Source organism: Pseudomonas azerbaijanoccidentalis (genome assembly GCF_019145495.1).
Lineage (GTDB): Bacteria > Pseudomonadota > Gammaproteobacteria > Pseudomonadales > Pseudomonadaceae > Aquipseudomonas > Aquipseudomonas azerbaijanoccidentalis.
The window spans coordinates 355,290-369,642 of sequence record NZ_JAHSTU010000003.1; the positions used below are offsets into that span (position 1 = coordinate 355,290).

The following is a 14,353-nucleotide window of genomic DNA, read 5'->3' on the forward strand; positions in this document are numbered from 1 at the left end:
AAGGCTGCGATCTTTTGATTTACCGGTGTGTCGCAATCCAGATCAACAACCCCGCCTGAAACACCGCAAACGCCACCAGACAAGTAATGGTGAAACGCAGCCCGGCGTCTTCGCGTTTGTACTTGCTGACCTTTTCTTCGTGTTTCTTGAGTTTCACTTCCTGCTCGGCGAGGTTCTGTTCGGCCTGCTGGAGCATCTGCGCCGCTTCGAGAATTTCCACGATCTGCAGTTTTTCCGTGTTCCAGTCTCCCAACAGGTCGCCGACCTGCACTTCTTCGACGCTGCCCTTCAAATGCTGGGCGTCGGCGTAAACCACATCAAAACCGTGCACCCGCAAAAAGTGGTCGCGACGCAGACGTGTGTCTTCGTTGAGAGCGTCCTTGTTGTTCAGGTCGGTGCCATCGACGGTGTAGCCGGGCCAGCGCTTCTTCGCCCAAGTAATGCCCTGCGCGGCCAGGAAGCGGCCGATGCCGCGGTTCATCGGTTCAATCTGCAAGCCGCTGTCGGGGCCGAAATGCACGCGTTTTTCGACGTGATCGACCCAAACGTCCAGATGATTCTGTTCCTTGCGCACGCGCTGGCCGGGCAGGGTGATGCTCATGCGCATCAGGCTGCGCTGCTTGTCATTGCGTTCGGCATAGCCGAATTCAACAAAGCGCAGGGGGCGGCCACCGGTGCTGCGATCGGTCTGCAACGGCGCCAGACGGAGCATCTTATGGTGCTCGACGTGGACGTCCGCCCAGGGCAGTTCGACCGCTGGCGGTGCCTCTTTTTCAGCGGTGGTGTCGGGTGAAGTCTGGGTATCAGTCATAACGGCGAGATCCTGTCCAAGCTCAACTTGTCACCAGTCATTGCGCTGGCGACAAAGGCTTATCGGCCGTTTTTTTCATCACTAGAGGGTAAATGGCGGTTAACTGGAGCGAAGTCCGTCAATAAATCCGAGGATTCGCGAACCCAATTCCGCCGCCAAGGGCAAGTTCGGGTCTTTATAAGAAGCCAATTGGCGTTTGACGTCGTTGGGCACGATGCGCATGACATGGTTCATGCCTTCGATCAGCGCCAGGTCGGCGTCGGGTTTGGCAGCCTTGAGCAGGCGAGCGTCGTTGACGCCGACCTGAATGTCATTGCTGCCTTGAATGATCAGCGCCGGCATCTTCAGCTTTGCAAACGCCGCGGCCGGGTCCTGACGGAACAGGGATATCAGATACGGCTGCACGCTCGGACGGAAAATCACCTGAAGTTGCGGTGGCACGTTGTCATCGGTTTTCCCGGCCTTGAGGCTGTCGAGAAGCTCGTTACTTCGCAGCATCAGTGGCGGTGGCAGGCGATTAGCCAGTTGCTGGCGAATGACCTGATCAACCGGCCTGGCGCTGCCGGACATGGAAATCACTGCCGCCGCATCGACGCTCGGCGCCGCCAGGCTGGCGATCAAGGCGCCTTCGCTATGACCGAGCAGGATCAACTGGCCGAAACGCGGATCGGTCTTGAGCTTGCGGCCCCAGGCTTGGGCGTCCGAAACATAGGCATCCAGCGTCAGATTGCGCTCATCCGGCGTGGCCGCGAGGCTCGCCGCCACGCCTCGTTTGTCGTAGCGCACGCTGGCGATATTGTGTTTGGCCAGCACCCACGCCAACCGCTTAAGGCTATCGTTGCGCCCGCCATCGGGGTTGTTTCCGTCACGATCCGTAGGACCGGAGCCGGAAATGATCAGGACCACCGGCACCGGCGTGTCGGATTTTGGCAACAGCAGCGAGCCGAAAAGCTCTCCGGTGCCGGTGTCCAACGAGATCGGCCGTTGCAGGACGGTGGCCTGGGCGAAGCCTGTAAACAAGGTAAGGGTCAAGAGCAAAACTCGCAGCATCATCACGCCATCATCATCAAGATGCCGGTTGGACTCGCAGACACCCATAAGGTTCGAGGATGAACTACTTGGGTAGCCTGCGTATACTGGCGCGCATTATGTATTTGGGTTCGATTTCACGGAGCGTCCTGCATGTCCGGCAATACCTACGGCAAGCTGTTCACTGTCACCACCGCGGGCGAAAGCCATGGCCCGGCGTTGGTCGCCATTGTCGATGGCTGCCCGCCGGGCCTGGAGATCTCCCTTGAAGATCTGCAGCGCGACCTGGACCGCCGCAAACCCGGCACCAGCCGCCACACCACCCAGCGCCAGGAAGCCGACGAAGTCGAAATCCTCTCTGGCGTGTTCGAAGGCCGCACCACCGGTTGCGCCATCGGCCTGTTGATCCGTAACACCGACCAGAAGTCCAAGGACTACTCGGCGATCAAGGACCTGTTCCGCCCGGCCCATGCCGACTACACCTACCACCACAAGTACGGCGAGCGCGATTACCGTGGCGGTGGCCGCAGTTCGGCGCGCGAAACCGCGATGCGCGTGGCGGCAGGAGCGATTGCGAAAAAATACCTGGCCAGCCAGGGCATCGTGATTCGCGGCTACATGAGCCAGCTCGGCCCGATTGAAATCCCGTTCAAGACCTGGGATTCGGTCGAAGAGAACGCGTTCTTCAGCCCGGATCCGGACAAAGTGCCGGAGCTGGAAGCGTATATGGATCAGTTGCGTCGCGACCAGGATTCAGTCGGCGCGAAAATCACCGTCGTCGCTGAAGGCGTGATGCCGGGCCTGGGCGAGCCGATTTTCGACCGCCTCGACGCCGAACTGGCCCATGCGCTGATGAGCATCAACGCGGTCAAGGGCGTGGAAATCGGCGCTGGTTTCGCCAGCGTCGCCCAGCGCGGCACCGAACATCGCGATGAAATGACCCCGGAAGGTTTCCTCAGCAACAACGCGGGCGGCATCCTCGGCGGTATTTCGTCCGGTCAGCCAATCGTTGCGCACCTGGCGTTGAAGCCGACATCGAGCATCACCACGCCGGGCCGGTCCATCGACATTCATGGTAACCCGGTGGACGTGATCACCAAGGGCCGTCACGACCCGTGCGTTGGCATTCGTGCCACGCCGATTGCCGAGGCGATGATGGCCATCGTGCTGATGGACCACCTGCTGCGTCACCGCGGGCAGAACGCCGACGTGCGCGTGAGCACGCCGGTGCTGGGTCAGCTTTAATGGCTGACCTCACGGCCGCTGCAATCTGATGGTTGCAGCGGCGCTCCCGTACTGGCGGCTCTCCAGTTTCTATCTGTTCTATTTCGCCTTGCTCGGTTCGACAGCGCCGTTTCTGGCGCTGTACTTCGATCACCTGGGTTTCAGCGCCGCGCGCATCGGCGAACTGGTGGCGATCCCGATGTTGATGCGCTGCGTGGCACCGAACATCTGGGGCTGGCTCGGCGACTACACCGGTCGGCGCCTGGCTATCGTGCGCTTTGGCGCCGTGTGCACTCTGCTGACCTTTTCGCTGATTTTCGTCAGCAAGACCTACGCATGGCTGGTGATGGTCATGGCCTTGCACGCGTTCTTCTGGCACGCGGTGTTGCCGCAATTCGAAGTCATCACCCTGGCGCACTTGCAGGGCCAGACCTCGCGTTACAGTCAGATTCGCCTGTGGGGCTCGATCGGCTTCATCATTACCGTGGTTGCTTTGGGCCGGTTGTTCGAATGGCTGAGCCTGGATATTTATCCGGCGGCGCTGGTGCTGATCATGGCCGGCATCGTCCTCAGCAGCCTGTGGGTGCCGAACGCCCAGCCGGCGCCGGGCAACCGGGTGGCGGGCGAGGGGTTTCTCAAGCAACTGCGCAGCCCCGGCGTCCTGGCGTTTTACGGCTGCGTGGCGCTGATGCAGATGAGTCACGGCCCGTATTACACGTTCCTGACCCTGCACCTTGAGCGTCTGGGTTATAGCCGCGGTGTGATCGGCATGCTCTGGGCCGTTGGCGTGGTCGCGGAAGTGTTGATGTTTCTAGCCATGAGCAGGATCCTCGCGCGGTTTTCCCTGCGGCGGGTGCTGATGGCGAGTTTTCTGCTGGCCGCGCTGCGTTGGTTGTTGTTGGGTTCGTTGGCCGAATTCCTCTGGGTCTTGCTGTTTGCCCAGGTGTTGCACGCGGCAACGTTCGGCAGCTTTCACGCCGCTGCCATTTCCTTCGTGCAACGTAGCTTCGGTGCGCGCCAGCAAGGGCAGGGCCAGGCGCTGTATGCCGCGTTGGCCGGCACCGGCGGTGCATTGGGCGCGCTGTATTCCGGCTACAGCTGGAATGCCCTGGGCGCCGCATGGACCTTTAGTATTGCCAGTCTCGCAGCCGTCGCGGCTGCCGTTATCATTGCCACACGTATGCAAGAGGACAGGCCATGAGCCTTACCCGTGAACACCTCGCCCAGGAAATCATCGACGCCGGGCGTTTTCTGTATGGCCGCGGCTGGTCGCCGGCCACCAGCAGCAACTATTCGACTCGCTTGTCGCCGACCGAAGCCCTGTTAACGGTATCGGGCAAGCACAAAGGCCAGTTGGGCCTGGACGATGTGCTGGCCACTGACCTTGCCGGCAACAGCCTGGAACCGGGCAAGAAGCCGTCCGCCGAAACCCTGCTGCACACCCAACTCTATAGCTGGCGCCCGGAAATCGGTGCGGTGCTGCACACCCATTCGGTGAACGCCACGGTACTGTCGCGCCTGACGCCGCAGGACTTCATCGAGTTCGAAGACTACGAACTGCAAAAAGCCTTCAGCGGTGTGACAACCCACGAGTCGCGGGTGCGTGTGCCGATTTTCGACAACGACCAGGACATTGCGCGCCTGGCCGCCAAGGTGCAGCCTTGGCTCGAAGCCCATCCCGATTGCGTCGGTTACCTGATCCGTGGCCATGGCCTCTATACCTGGGGGGCGCGCATGAGCGATGCCCTGCGGCAGATCGAAGCCTTTGAATTTTTGTTCGAGTGCGAGTTGAAGACGCGCTCGCTCTCGCACCGTTAAGGAGTTGCCCTGATGAGCAGCCTGTCCGTTTATCACGTCTCCAGCCCTGAGATTCCCAATAAGGTGCTGACCCATCTCGAAGACATTCAGTCGACCCTGGCCGAGCAAGGCGTGCGTTTCGACCGCTGGCAAGCCGCGGCCAAGATCCAGCCCGGCGCCAGCCAGGAAGAAGTGATCGCTGCCTATCAGGCGCAAATCGACCAACTGATGACTGAGCGCGGCTACATCACTGTCGATGTGGTCAGCCTCAACAGCGATCACCCGCAAAAAGCCGAGCTGCGGGCGAAGTTTCTCGAAGAGCATCGCCATGGTGAGGACGAAGTGCGATTTTTCGTTGCCGGCCGTGGCCTGTTTACCCTGCACATCGACGATTACGTCTACGCGGTGCTGTGCGAGAAAAACGACCTGATTTCGGTGCCGGCCGGTACCAAACACTGGTTCGACATGGGCGAGCATCCGCATTTCGTCGCGATCCGCCTGTTCAACAACCCGGAAGGCTGGGTGGCGAACTTCACCGGTGAAAACATCGCCAGCCAATTCCCGCGTCTTGAGGACTGACTCGATGCCGATCAAAGCGATTCTCACCGACATCGAAGGCACCACCAGCGCGGTGAGTTTTGTGTTCGACGTGTTGTTTCCCTACGCGGCCAAACATCTGCCGGACTTTGTACGTCAGCAGGCTGAGCGTGCCGACGTGGCCGAGCAACTGGAAGCCGTGCGGCGCGACAGCTCAGAGCCAAACGCCGATGTAGAGCGTGTCATCGAAATTCTCCTGGGCTGGATCGCCGAGGACCGCAAGGCCACGCCGTTGAAAGCCCTGCAAGGGATGGTCTGGGAACAGGGTTACCAGGCCGGGCAGTTGAAGGGCCACGTTTATCCGGATGCCGTTGAAGCGCTCAAGCAATGGCATGCGGCGGGTTATCAACTGTTCGTTTATTCCTCTGGCTCGATCCAGGCGCAGAAGTTGATCTTCGGCTGCTCGGAGGCGGGGGATTTGACGCCGTTGTTCAGCGGCTATTTCGACACCACGTCCGGGCCCAAGCGTGAGGCGCAGTCCTACGCCAACATCACGCAAGCGATTAACGTCGAGGCTGGGCAGATTCTGTTTTTGTCGGACATCGTCGAAGAGCTGGACGCGGCGAGCGCGGCGGGAATGGCCACTTGCGGATTGGCCCGCGAGGGTGGCGAACTGGCGGGGCATGTCACGGTGGACAGTTTTGCGCGGATAGAGCCTTCAGCGTTCTAACCCACCACACCAAACACGTGAGAGCGAGCCCGCTCGCGATAGAGCTGTGTCGTTCAACGTTAATGTTGACTGACACGTCCTCTTAGCGAGCAGGCTCATTCCTACAGTGTTGGTATTTTTACAGCGAGTGATAAGTCGGCAGTGCAAAACGTTGCTGGCTCTGCAGCATCGAAATTTGCGGCAGTTCACTGGCTTGTTCCGCAAGGTCACGGCGAATCGCGCTGATGACCCACGACAGTTGATCGCCATTGTGCAACTGTTGGTAGGAAATCGAGCGTTTGAACTCCCGGCCTTCGCCGCCGCGCAGAGTCAGCAGGATTCCACCGTCAGGGCGCGCCTGAGTGCTGACTTCGAAGTTGGAGAACAGGGACGAAAATTTTTCCTGAATCAGGCTCATGTCTTTCAGCTCCGTGATGACTTGAATGGCAAGCATGCACAGAGGGTTGCAGCGTTTGTGCCAGCATCTGATCTCTAAAAAATTCCTTTAAAAACAGCAGGTTAACAACCTATCGGTTTTTTGCTTCCGTGCAAATTGCATGAATGGCCATCGTGCATCCTGCATTTTGCGGGTTTATCGGCTATTGAATGGAACCATTGCGCAGCCCGGCGCTCGCGCTGACGCCGTGCCGTTGTCACTCAAGAACGCAGATCGTCGCGGATACAAAACATTTCAAAAACCGCGTGTACAGCTCAAGAACCGTTGACGTATTTTCGGGCTTCAGTCACCGCCGCCCGACAATAAAAAGATCGAACGGGAGCAAGCATGAGCGACACGATTACCTGGGGCATGATGCTCCGCAAGCTGCCTTCCATTGCCAAAGCCATTCCGCGCGTGGTGAAGGGAATGAAGGTCGCCAACGTCAAGGATCCGACCCAACCGTGTGGCCTGGGCTGGAGTTTCGAGCAAGCCACCTTGCGCAATCCCGATGGCCCGGCACTGCTTCACGGCGACGTGTCGCTGACTTATGCACAGGTCAACCAATGGGCCAATCGCATCGCCCATCACCTGATCGAACAAGGCATCGTCAAAGGCGATGTCGTGGCAGTCTTCATCGAGAACCGCCCGGAACTGCTGGTGACGATACTGGCGGTGGCCAAGGTTGGCGCGATCTCGGCGTTGCTCAATACCTCGCAGACCCGCGACACCCTGGTGCACAGCGTGAATCTGGTGAACCCGGCGGCCATCGTCGTGGGCGAAGAGCTGCTTGCTGTATTCCAGGCCGTACGTGATCAGGTCTCGATCGACGCGACGCGCACCTGGTTTGTCGCCGATCAGGACACCTGGAGCCACCCGGGAATCGCGCCACACGGCTTCGTCAATCTGATGACCGCCAGCGTCGACGCCGACAGTGAAAACCCCGCGAGCAGCCAGCAGGTTTTTTTCGACGACCCTTGTTTCTACATCTACACGTCCGGCACCACCGGGTTGCCCAAGGCCGGGGTGTTCAAGCACGGGCGCTGGATGCGCAGCTCCGCCAGCTTCGGCATGATCGCCCTTGATATGCGTCCCGAGGACGTCGTCTATTGCACGTTGCCGCTGTATCACGCCACCGGTTTGTGCGTGTGTTGGGGCTCGGCCATCAGCGGTGCCTCGGGGTTTGCCATTCGCCGCAAATTCAGCGCCAGCCAGTTCTGGAGCGACGTGCACAAGTACCAGGCGACGACCATTGGTTACGTGGGCGAGTTATGCCGCTATCTGGTCGATCAGCCGCCGAGTGCCGACGACGGCAAGCACGGGGTCCGGAAAATGATCGGCAACGGTCTGCGGCCCGGCGCATGGAACGAGTTCAAGACACGCTTCGCGGTGGATCACATCTGTGAGCTGTATGCCGCCAGCGACGGCAACATCGGTTTCACCAATATCCTGAATTTCGACAACACCGTCGGTTTTTCCCTGATGTCCTGGGAACTGGCGGCCTACGACCACGACTCGGGTGCGCCAACCCGTGCCGCCAACGGTTTCATGCGCAAGGTCGGCAAGGGCGAGCAAGGGTTGTTGCTGGCGAAAATCGACGACAAAGCACCGCTGGATGGCTACACCGATCCGCAGAAAACCGAGAAAGTGGTCCTTCACGATGTGTTCGAGAAGGGCGACCGTTACTTCAACACCGGTGACCTGTTGCGCAACATTGGTTTTGGGCACGCCCAGTTTGTTGATCGGCTGGGTGACACTTACCGATGGAAAGGCGAAAACGTTTCAACCACCGAGGTCGAGAACATCCTCCTGCAATACCCGCATATTTCCGAAGCCGTGGCTTACGGTGTGGAAATCCGCAACACCAACGGGCGCGCCGGGATGGCCGCCATCACGCCGGCCGAGTCTTTGGCGACCCTGGACTTCAGCGAATTACTCGCGTTCGTGCGGCAACAGTTGCCGGCCTACGCGGTGCCTTTGTTCCTGCGGGTGAAAGTCAAAATGGAGACCACCGGCACTTTCAAGTACCAGAAGACCCGACTCAAGGACGAAGCCTTCGACCCGGGCAGAACCGGCGACGATCCGATTTACGCCTGGCTGCCCGGCACCGACACTTATGTGCAGGTCACCGAGCAGGTGCTGTCGGACATTCAGGGCGGCAAACATCGTTATTGAGACGATGCTATTGAATGCGGCTATGGCCGCGCATCAGAAAAAAGAAGTGACAGTGCCGGAGCGGCTCGGGAAACTGTCGGCTTTTACGAACGACAGAAAATGGAGTGCCCAATGTCCGACAAAAGCCGCCAGATGACCCCCGAAGAAGCTGCCGAGTTTGCCGAACAGGTCTTCAACAAGGCGCGCGAGGGCGATGCGGCCATGATGGCAGCACTGCTGAGCAAGGGCCTGCCGCCGAACTTGCGCAATCACAAGGGCGACACCTTGTTGATGCTGGCCGCGTACCACGGCCATGTAGATACCGTGAAAGTCTTGCTTGAACACAAAGCCGATCCTGAGATCCGCAATGATAATGGCCAGAGCCCGATTGCCGGCGCCGCGTTCAAGGGTGACCTGGCGGTGATCAAGGCATTGGTCGAAGGTGGCGCGCAGGTGGAGGGTTCGTCTTTCGACGGCCGCACGGCGTTGATGATGGCGGCGATGTTCAACCGCGTTGAAGTTGTCGATTACCTGATCAGCAAAGGCGCCGACCCGAAAGCCAAGGATGCCAATGGCATTACCGCACTGGATGCCGCCAAGACCCTGGGGGCTTCCGATACCATCGCTCAGCTGGAAAAACTGCTGGGCTGATTGATTTTTAGAAGATCGCAGCCTTCGGCAGCTCCTAAATTGGGATGGCGCACGCTGCGATCTTTTTTGGGCATTCGAATCTATCCTTGCGTTATCCTTCGCGCCCTCAAATCTCCCTCGCTACAGGATCTACCCCATGAAAGCCGCACTCGTCGAACTCATCAGCAAAATCAGCTCCGGGTGCATGGGCGATGACGAAATCCAGAAAGTCGCTGACGAAGCGGCCCAGGCTTACGCGGATCCAGAGGCTTTTCTGACGGCCAACCCGGACATCAACTACGACGAAACCTTCCCGATCCCACTGGGTGAGTGGGTGGTCGTCGGCAGCCTGCCGGAAACCGTGCTGTTCCAGGCCGACACCTACATGGACCTGTTTGCGCAGATCGTCGCTTCGTTCGGCCCGGGTGTCGATTTCAACCTCAAGCCCAAGCAACTGGCCAAGACTGAAGCCCTGACCGCACTTAACCGCATCCAGGTGCAGATGAGCAGCCTGAACAAGGAAAACGGCGGCTACACGCTGATGAACTTCAGCCAGTTGCTCGATGACGAGTTGCAAGTGGTGCTGGTGTTCGGCAACGACGTGCCACGGGTGGTTGAGTTGTGCGCCGAAGTGGGCATCAGCGCGGCGCCATCCCTCGAAGCGTTGAAGGTGGCCATCCACGTCTGAAGCTACCAAGCTGTCAATAAAAGGGAACCCTGGCCGTGGCCGGCTATCCTAAGGGGGCATACCACTCTTCGGGAGCGTCACCATGGGTTCCACGTTCAACAGCCTTGTAGGCCTGATCATTCTTGCCCTGGACATCTGGGCAATCATCAATGTGCTGAAAAGTGGCTCTGAAACGGGGATGAAAGTCCTCTGGGTACTGTTGATCCTGTTGCTGCCGGTTCTGGGCCTGATTATCTGGGCCATTGCCGGACCGCGTGGCAATGTGCGGATCTGACCGAGTTCTCAGGCACAACGAAATTTCCCTGTGGGAGCGAGCCTGCTCGCGATGGCGTCCCATCTGCCACATTGATATTGAAGGTGCCGCCGTCATCGCGAGCAGGCTCGCTCCCACAGGGGGGGTTGTGTGTCGTTCGATGAGGAAGGTTCGACCTGTCATCTTCCGCGACGTAGAATGCGCGCCTTTCCCGGGCAATCGACGCGTTCGATTGGCCATCATGGGCGGGTAACCGTCCGTTGCCACCGCATTCATCGGAGCACTTCCCATGAGCAACATCCCCGCCAGCGACTACCTGGAAACCCTCTACGAAGGCTACGGCCAGCGTTTTCGCATGGAAAAACTGCTGCACGAAGTGCGCACCGAACACCAGCACCTGGTGATTTTCGAAAACCCGCGCATGGGTCGGGTCATGGCGCTGGACGGTGTGATCCAGACCACCGAAGCCGACGAATTCATCTACCACGAAATGCTCACCCACGTGCCGATCCTGGCGCACGGCACCGCCAAGCGCGTGCTGATCATTGGTGGCGGCGATGGCGGCATGCTGCGTGAAGTGGCCAAGCACCGCAGCGTCGAGCACATCACCATGGTCGAGATCGACGGCACCGTGGTCGATATGTGCAAGGAATTCCTGCCGAACCACTCCAAAGGTGCGTTCGATGATCCTCGCCTGAACCTGGTGATCGACGACGGCATGCGTTTCGTCGCCACCACCACTGAAAAATTCGACGTGATCATTTCCGATTCCACCGACCCGATCGGCCCGGGCGAAGTGCTGTTTTCGGAAAACTTCTACCAGGCCTGCCACCGCTGCCTGAACGAAGGCGGCATCCTGGTGACCCAGAACGGCACGCCGTTCATGCAGATCGAAGAAGTGAAGACCACCGCCGGTCGTCTGCGCAGCCTGTTCCCGGACTGGCATTTCTACCAGGCCGCGGTGCCGACCTACATCGGCGGCTCGATGACGTTCGCCTGGGGCGCAACCAACACGGCTTATCGCAAGTTGTCACGCGAAACCCTGCAACAGCGCTTCGCCGGCAGTGGCATCGTCACGCGCTACTACAATCCGGAAATCCACATCGGCGCCTTCGCCTTGCCACAATACGTATTGCAGGCTGTGGGCAAGCCAAGCAACGACTGATCATCAATCGGTAGCAGCCTGCGGCCGGCTGCGCAGCAGTCCTGAATCAACCAGCGCGGTCTTGCAATGAGACCGCATGGCCCGTGTTACGGCTGCTTCGCAGCCGGACGCGGGCTGCGCTAGCCGCTACGGCTTTCTTTCATCTTGACCACCGTGATCCAGCGGAACGATTAGCCAGCTAATCAGGTCGAGATAGAGGTAAGCCCATTTGCGGGTTTGATCGAGGAGGCACCGATGCAAAAGTGGAAAGTCACTTTCGTGGATGATCATGGTGAAGTAATCGACGAAGTCTTCGAGTGCGAAGAGTGCCCAAGTCACGAACGGGCTGCCAAGCTCATCAAGGAACGATTCCTTCCCGTCGCCGCTGAACTGGATCTGAACGATCTGGAAGGGCGAACTGACGATGCAGGCGTCAAAAGTCTGAAAACCCAGAACAGCATTGAAATCCGCAACATCACGCCAATCTGAACACCTCCTGTCACATTCACAACCAGGCCTTGGCAGCAGCTCTATCTTGGGGCTAATCTGCAAGCGAGATCAGCGAATGGATCGCTAAGGTCTGGTCTTGTCAGCTCCATGCTTGTTTCCCGCCGGCACATCGGTTGCCGAAGCGCCCGCACCATCGGGTTGCGCGCGCCAGGGAGTACGGAAAGTCTATCCATCGGTTTGAGGAGGACGTTTCATGAGCACAGCCTATCAAGAAGACATCAGCAGCAGCGTGTTGCGCCGCATGAAAGAAGGCGGTTTTGATTTTTCACGGTTTCATCCCATCGAGTTCTACGCCATTTTCCCGGACGAGGAGCGGGCACGCAGGGCGGCACGTCATTTCCACCATGGTGAATGCCTGAATGCGCAGATCAGTGTGCGCGACGACGGCGCATGGGCGCTGGAACTGAGCAAGGTGATGTACGCCACTTACGATGACATCGGCGATTTCGAACAGGGTTTCGAAGCGGTGGTCGAGCCATTGGGCGGCATCATTGAGGGCTGGGGCGTCAAGCAGGAGGTACGAGGGCGACTCGCATAAACTTATGAACAGCAATAATCGGCAATAACGGCTGACCTTCGGGTTGGCCGTTTTCGTTTGTGGATGTTGAAAATCAAAAGATCGCAGCCTTCGGCAGCTCCTACAGGTTGTACGCCATTCACATGTAGGAGCTGCCGAAGGCTGCGATCTTTTGACGTTGCTTTATTTCCCGATATTTCGCGAAGGCAAAAAAAACCGCCCAAAACGGGCGGCTAAAAGGGAAGTTCGGTCAGCTATTCAGCGAATGAGCGGATTATCCCCAGTGTTAACCGGGCAGTGAAATCAACTCTGACTATGCTGGTGATAGGCGACAACAACGCCTTGCTATGAAGCGGGGGCGATCAGGTTGGGGCGTTTGCCGCACAGGATTGGTGCGGTGTGCGTGCGGTGATTATCCAACCGATTGAAATCAAAGCGTTTATGCCGATGGCACGGGCCTTGCGAAGGCCTGCATGTCCGGGTGACAAGGAGTACGGCATGATCCGCACCTATTTTGATGAGATGTACGATGCCGGCGGCCAGGTCCGCCCGCATTATCGGGAGTTTGCCCGTTGGCTGGCCGAAACGCCTGACGAGCTTTTGGCACAACGGCGACGCGAGGCCGATCTGTTATTTCATCGCGCCGGGATTACTTTCACGCTCTACGGTGATGAGCAGGGGACAGAGCGCCTGATTCCCTTCGACACCATCCCGCGCAGCATCCCCGCCAGTGAATGGCGCGTGGTCGAACGCGGCTGCATCCAGCGGGTCAAGGCGTTGAACATGTTTCTCGCCGATCTCTACCACGAGCAGCGCATCATCAAGGCCGGGATCATTCCCGCCGAACAGGTGCTGGCCAACGAGCAATACCAGTTGGCGATGCAAGGGCTGGATTTGCACCGCGATATCTACTCGCACATCTCCGGCGTCGATCTGGTGCGCGACGGCGACGGCACGTACTACGTGCTCGAAGACAACCTGCGCACACCGAGCGGCGTCAGCTACATGCTCGAAGACCGCAAAATGATGATGCGCCTGTTCCCCGAGCTCTTCTCGGCGCAACGCATCGCCCCCATCGACCACTACCCGAACCTGTTGCTCGACACCCTGAAAAGCTCGAGCCCCATCGACAACCCGAGCGTGGTGGTGTTGACGCCGGGGCGCTTCAACAGTGCGTTCTTCGAGCACGCGTTCCTGGCTCGGGAAATGGGTGTGGAACTGGTCGAAGGCGCGGACCTGTTCGTGCGTGACGACAAGGTCTACATGCGCACCACCGACGGCCCCAAAGCAGTCGACGTGATCTACCGTCGCCTCGACGATGCGTTCCTCGATCCGCTGGCGTTCAATCCGGATTCGATGCTTGGCGTGCCGGGGCTGTTGTCGTCATACCGTTCGGGCAACGTGGTGCTGGCCAATGCCATCGGCACGGGGGTGGCGGACGACAAATCGGTGTATCCGTTCGTGACCGACATGATCCGCTTCTATCTGGATGAAGAGCCGATCCTCCAGAACGTTCCCACATGGCAATGCCGTAACCCTTCTGAACTTTCCCACGTGCTGGCCAATCTTCCAGAACTGGTGGTCAAGGAAACCCAAGGGTCCGGTGGTTACGGAATGCTGGTGGGGCCGGCGGCGACGGCTGCGGAAATCGAAGCCTTTCGCGCGCGCATCATCGCCAAGCCCCATGCCTATATCGCGCAACCGACGCTGTCGCTGTCGACCTGTCCGACCTTTGTCGAAAACGGTATCGCACCGCGCCATATCGATCTGCGTCCGTTTGTATTGTCAGGCCGTGAAACCCGGGTCGTACCCGGCGGTTTGACCCGTGTCGCCCTGCGCGAAGGCTCCCTGGTGGTGAACTCCTCCCAGGGTGGCGGAACCAAGGACACCTGGGTGGTCGAGGATTGAAGGAAG

At 59.0% G+C, this 14,353-nt stretch carries 16 protein-coding genes; 13 read left to right on the plus strand and 3 right to left on the minus strand.

Annotation, left to right across the window (positions count from 1 at the left end):
• Positions 1-19: 19 nt before the first annotated feature.
• Both KVG88_RS12475 and KVG88_RS12480 read right to left on the minus strand, forming a co-directional pair.
• Positions 20-811 carry a hypothetical protein gene (locus KVG88_RS12475; protein ID WP_217871574.1) on the minus strand — a complete coding sequence of 264 codons (792 nt, stop codon included), beginning with the start codon at positions 809-811 and terminating at the stop codon, positions 20-22.
• A 99-nt stretch (positions 812-910) separates the two neighbouring features.
• Positions 911-1,909, minus strand: a complete 999-nt coding sequence (locus KVG88_RS12480; RefSeq protein ID WP_217871576.1) for an alpha/beta hydrolase — start codon at positions 1,907-1,909, stop codon at positions 911-913.
• 84 nt (positions 1,910-1,993) lie between these two features.
• Here KVG88_RS12480 and aroC point away from each other — a divergent pair, with 84 nt between their 5' ends.
• The 5 genes from aroC to mtnC are packed head-to-tail and all read left to right on the plus strand — an operon-like array spanning position 1,994 to position 6,128.
• Positions 1,994-3,085, plus strand: coding sequence for a chorismate synthase (aroC, locus tag KVG88_RS12485; protein ID WP_054048587.1), 1,092 nt, complete (start codon positions 1,994-1,996; stop codon positions 3,083-3,085).
• A gap of 28 nt (positions 3,086-3,113) precedes the next feature.
• Positions 3,114-4,265, plus strand: a complete 1,152-nt coding sequence (locus KVG88_RS12490) for an MFS transporter (RefSeq protein WP_217871577.1) — start codon at positions 3,114-3,116, stop codon at positions 4,263-4,265.
• Positions 4,262-4,882: a methylthioribulose 1-phosphate dehydratase gene (locus tag KVG88_RS12495; protein WP_217871579.1), complete on the plus strand. Its 621-nt coding sequence runs from the start codon at positions 4,262-4,264 to the stop codon at positions 4,880-4,882. Before KVG88_RS12490 ends, KVG88_RS12495 begins: the two co-directional genes overlap by 4 nt.
• Positions 4,883-4,894: 12 nt before the next feature.
• Complete coding sequence (locus KVG88_RS12500; protein WP_150702836.1) at positions 4,895-5,440, plus strand: 1,2-dihydroxy-3-keto-5-methylthiopentene dioxygenase; 546 nt, start codon at positions 4,895-4,897, stop codon at positions 5,438-5,440.
• A gap of 4 nt (positions 5,441-5,444) precedes the next feature.
• Positions 5,445-6,128: an acireductone synthase gene (gene mtnC / locus KVG88_RS12505; RefSeq protein WP_217871581.1), complete on the plus strand. Its 684-nt coding sequence runs from the start codon at positions 5,445-5,447 to the stop codon at positions 6,126-6,128.
• Between the two features lie 118 nt (positions 6,129-6,246).
• Here mtnC and KVG88_RS12510 read toward each other — a convergent pair whose 3' ends face one another.
• Positions 6,247-6,525: a DUF3509 domain-containing protein gene (locus KVG88_RS12510; RefSeq protein WP_150702834.1), complete on the minus strand. Its 279-nt coding sequence runs from the start codon at positions 6,523-6,525 to the stop codon at positions 6,247-6,249.
• A gap of 366 nt (positions 6,526-6,891) precedes the next feature.
• Here KVG88_RS12510 and KVG88_RS12515 point away from each other — a divergent pair, with 366 nt between their 5' ends.
• From KVG88_RS12515 to KVG88_RS12550, 8 genes are all read left to right on the plus strand, one after another.
• Positions 6,892-8,718 carry a long-chain-acyl-CoA synthetase gene (locus KVG88_RS12515; RefSeq protein WP_217871583.1) on the plus strand — a complete coding sequence of 609 codons (1,827 nt, stop codon included), beginning with the start codon at positions 6,892-6,894 and terminating at the stop codon, positions 8,716-8,718.
• A gap of 111 nt (positions 8,719-8,829) precedes the next feature.
• Positions 8,830-9,348, plus strand: a complete 519-nt coding sequence (locus tag KVG88_RS12520; protein WP_150702832.1) for an ankyrin repeat domain-containing protein — start codon at positions 8,830-8,832, stop codon at positions 9,346-9,348.
• Between the two features lie 136 nt (positions 9,349-9,484).
• Positions 9,485-10,015, plus strand: coding sequence for a hypothetical protein (locus KVG88_RS12525; protein WP_217871585.1), 531 nt, complete (start codon positions 9,485-9,487; stop codon positions 10,013-10,015).
• 82 nt (positions 10,016-10,097) lie between these two features.
• A complete protein-coding gene (locus KVG88_RS12530; protein ID WP_075948699.1) occupies positions 10,098-10,289 on the plus strand; it encodes a PLDc N-terminal domain-containing protein in 192 nt (63 codons plus the stop codon).
• Positions 10,290-10,557: 268 nt separating this feature from the next.
• Positions 10,558-11,433: a polyamine aminopropyltransferase gene (gene speE / locus KVG88_RS12535; protein WP_150702830.1), complete on the plus strand. Its 876-nt coding sequence runs from the start codon at positions 10,558-10,560 to the stop codon at positions 11,431-11,433.
• A 234-nt stretch (positions 11,434-11,667) separates the two neighbouring features.
• Positions 11,668-11,901: a hypothetical protein gene (locus KVG88_RS12540; protein WP_217871586.1), complete on the plus strand. Its 234-nt coding sequence runs from the start codon at positions 11,668-11,670 to the stop codon at positions 11,899-11,901.
• Between the two features lie 214 nt (positions 11,902-12,115).
• On the plus strand, positions 12,116-12,460 hold the full coding sequence (locus tag KVG88_RS12545) for a ribonuclease E inhibitor RraB (RefSeq protein ID WP_150702828.1): 345 nt from the start codon (positions 12,116-12,118) through the stop codon (positions 12,458-12,460).
• A 477-nt stretch (positions 12,461-12,937) separates the two neighbouring features.
• Positions 12,938-14,347, plus strand: coding sequence for a circularly permuted type 2 ATP-grasp protein (locus KVG88_RS12550; RefSeq protein ID WP_150702827.1), 1,410 nt, complete (start codon positions 12,938-12,940; stop codon positions 14,345-14,347).
• Positions 14,348-14,353 lie beyond the last annotated feature (6 nt).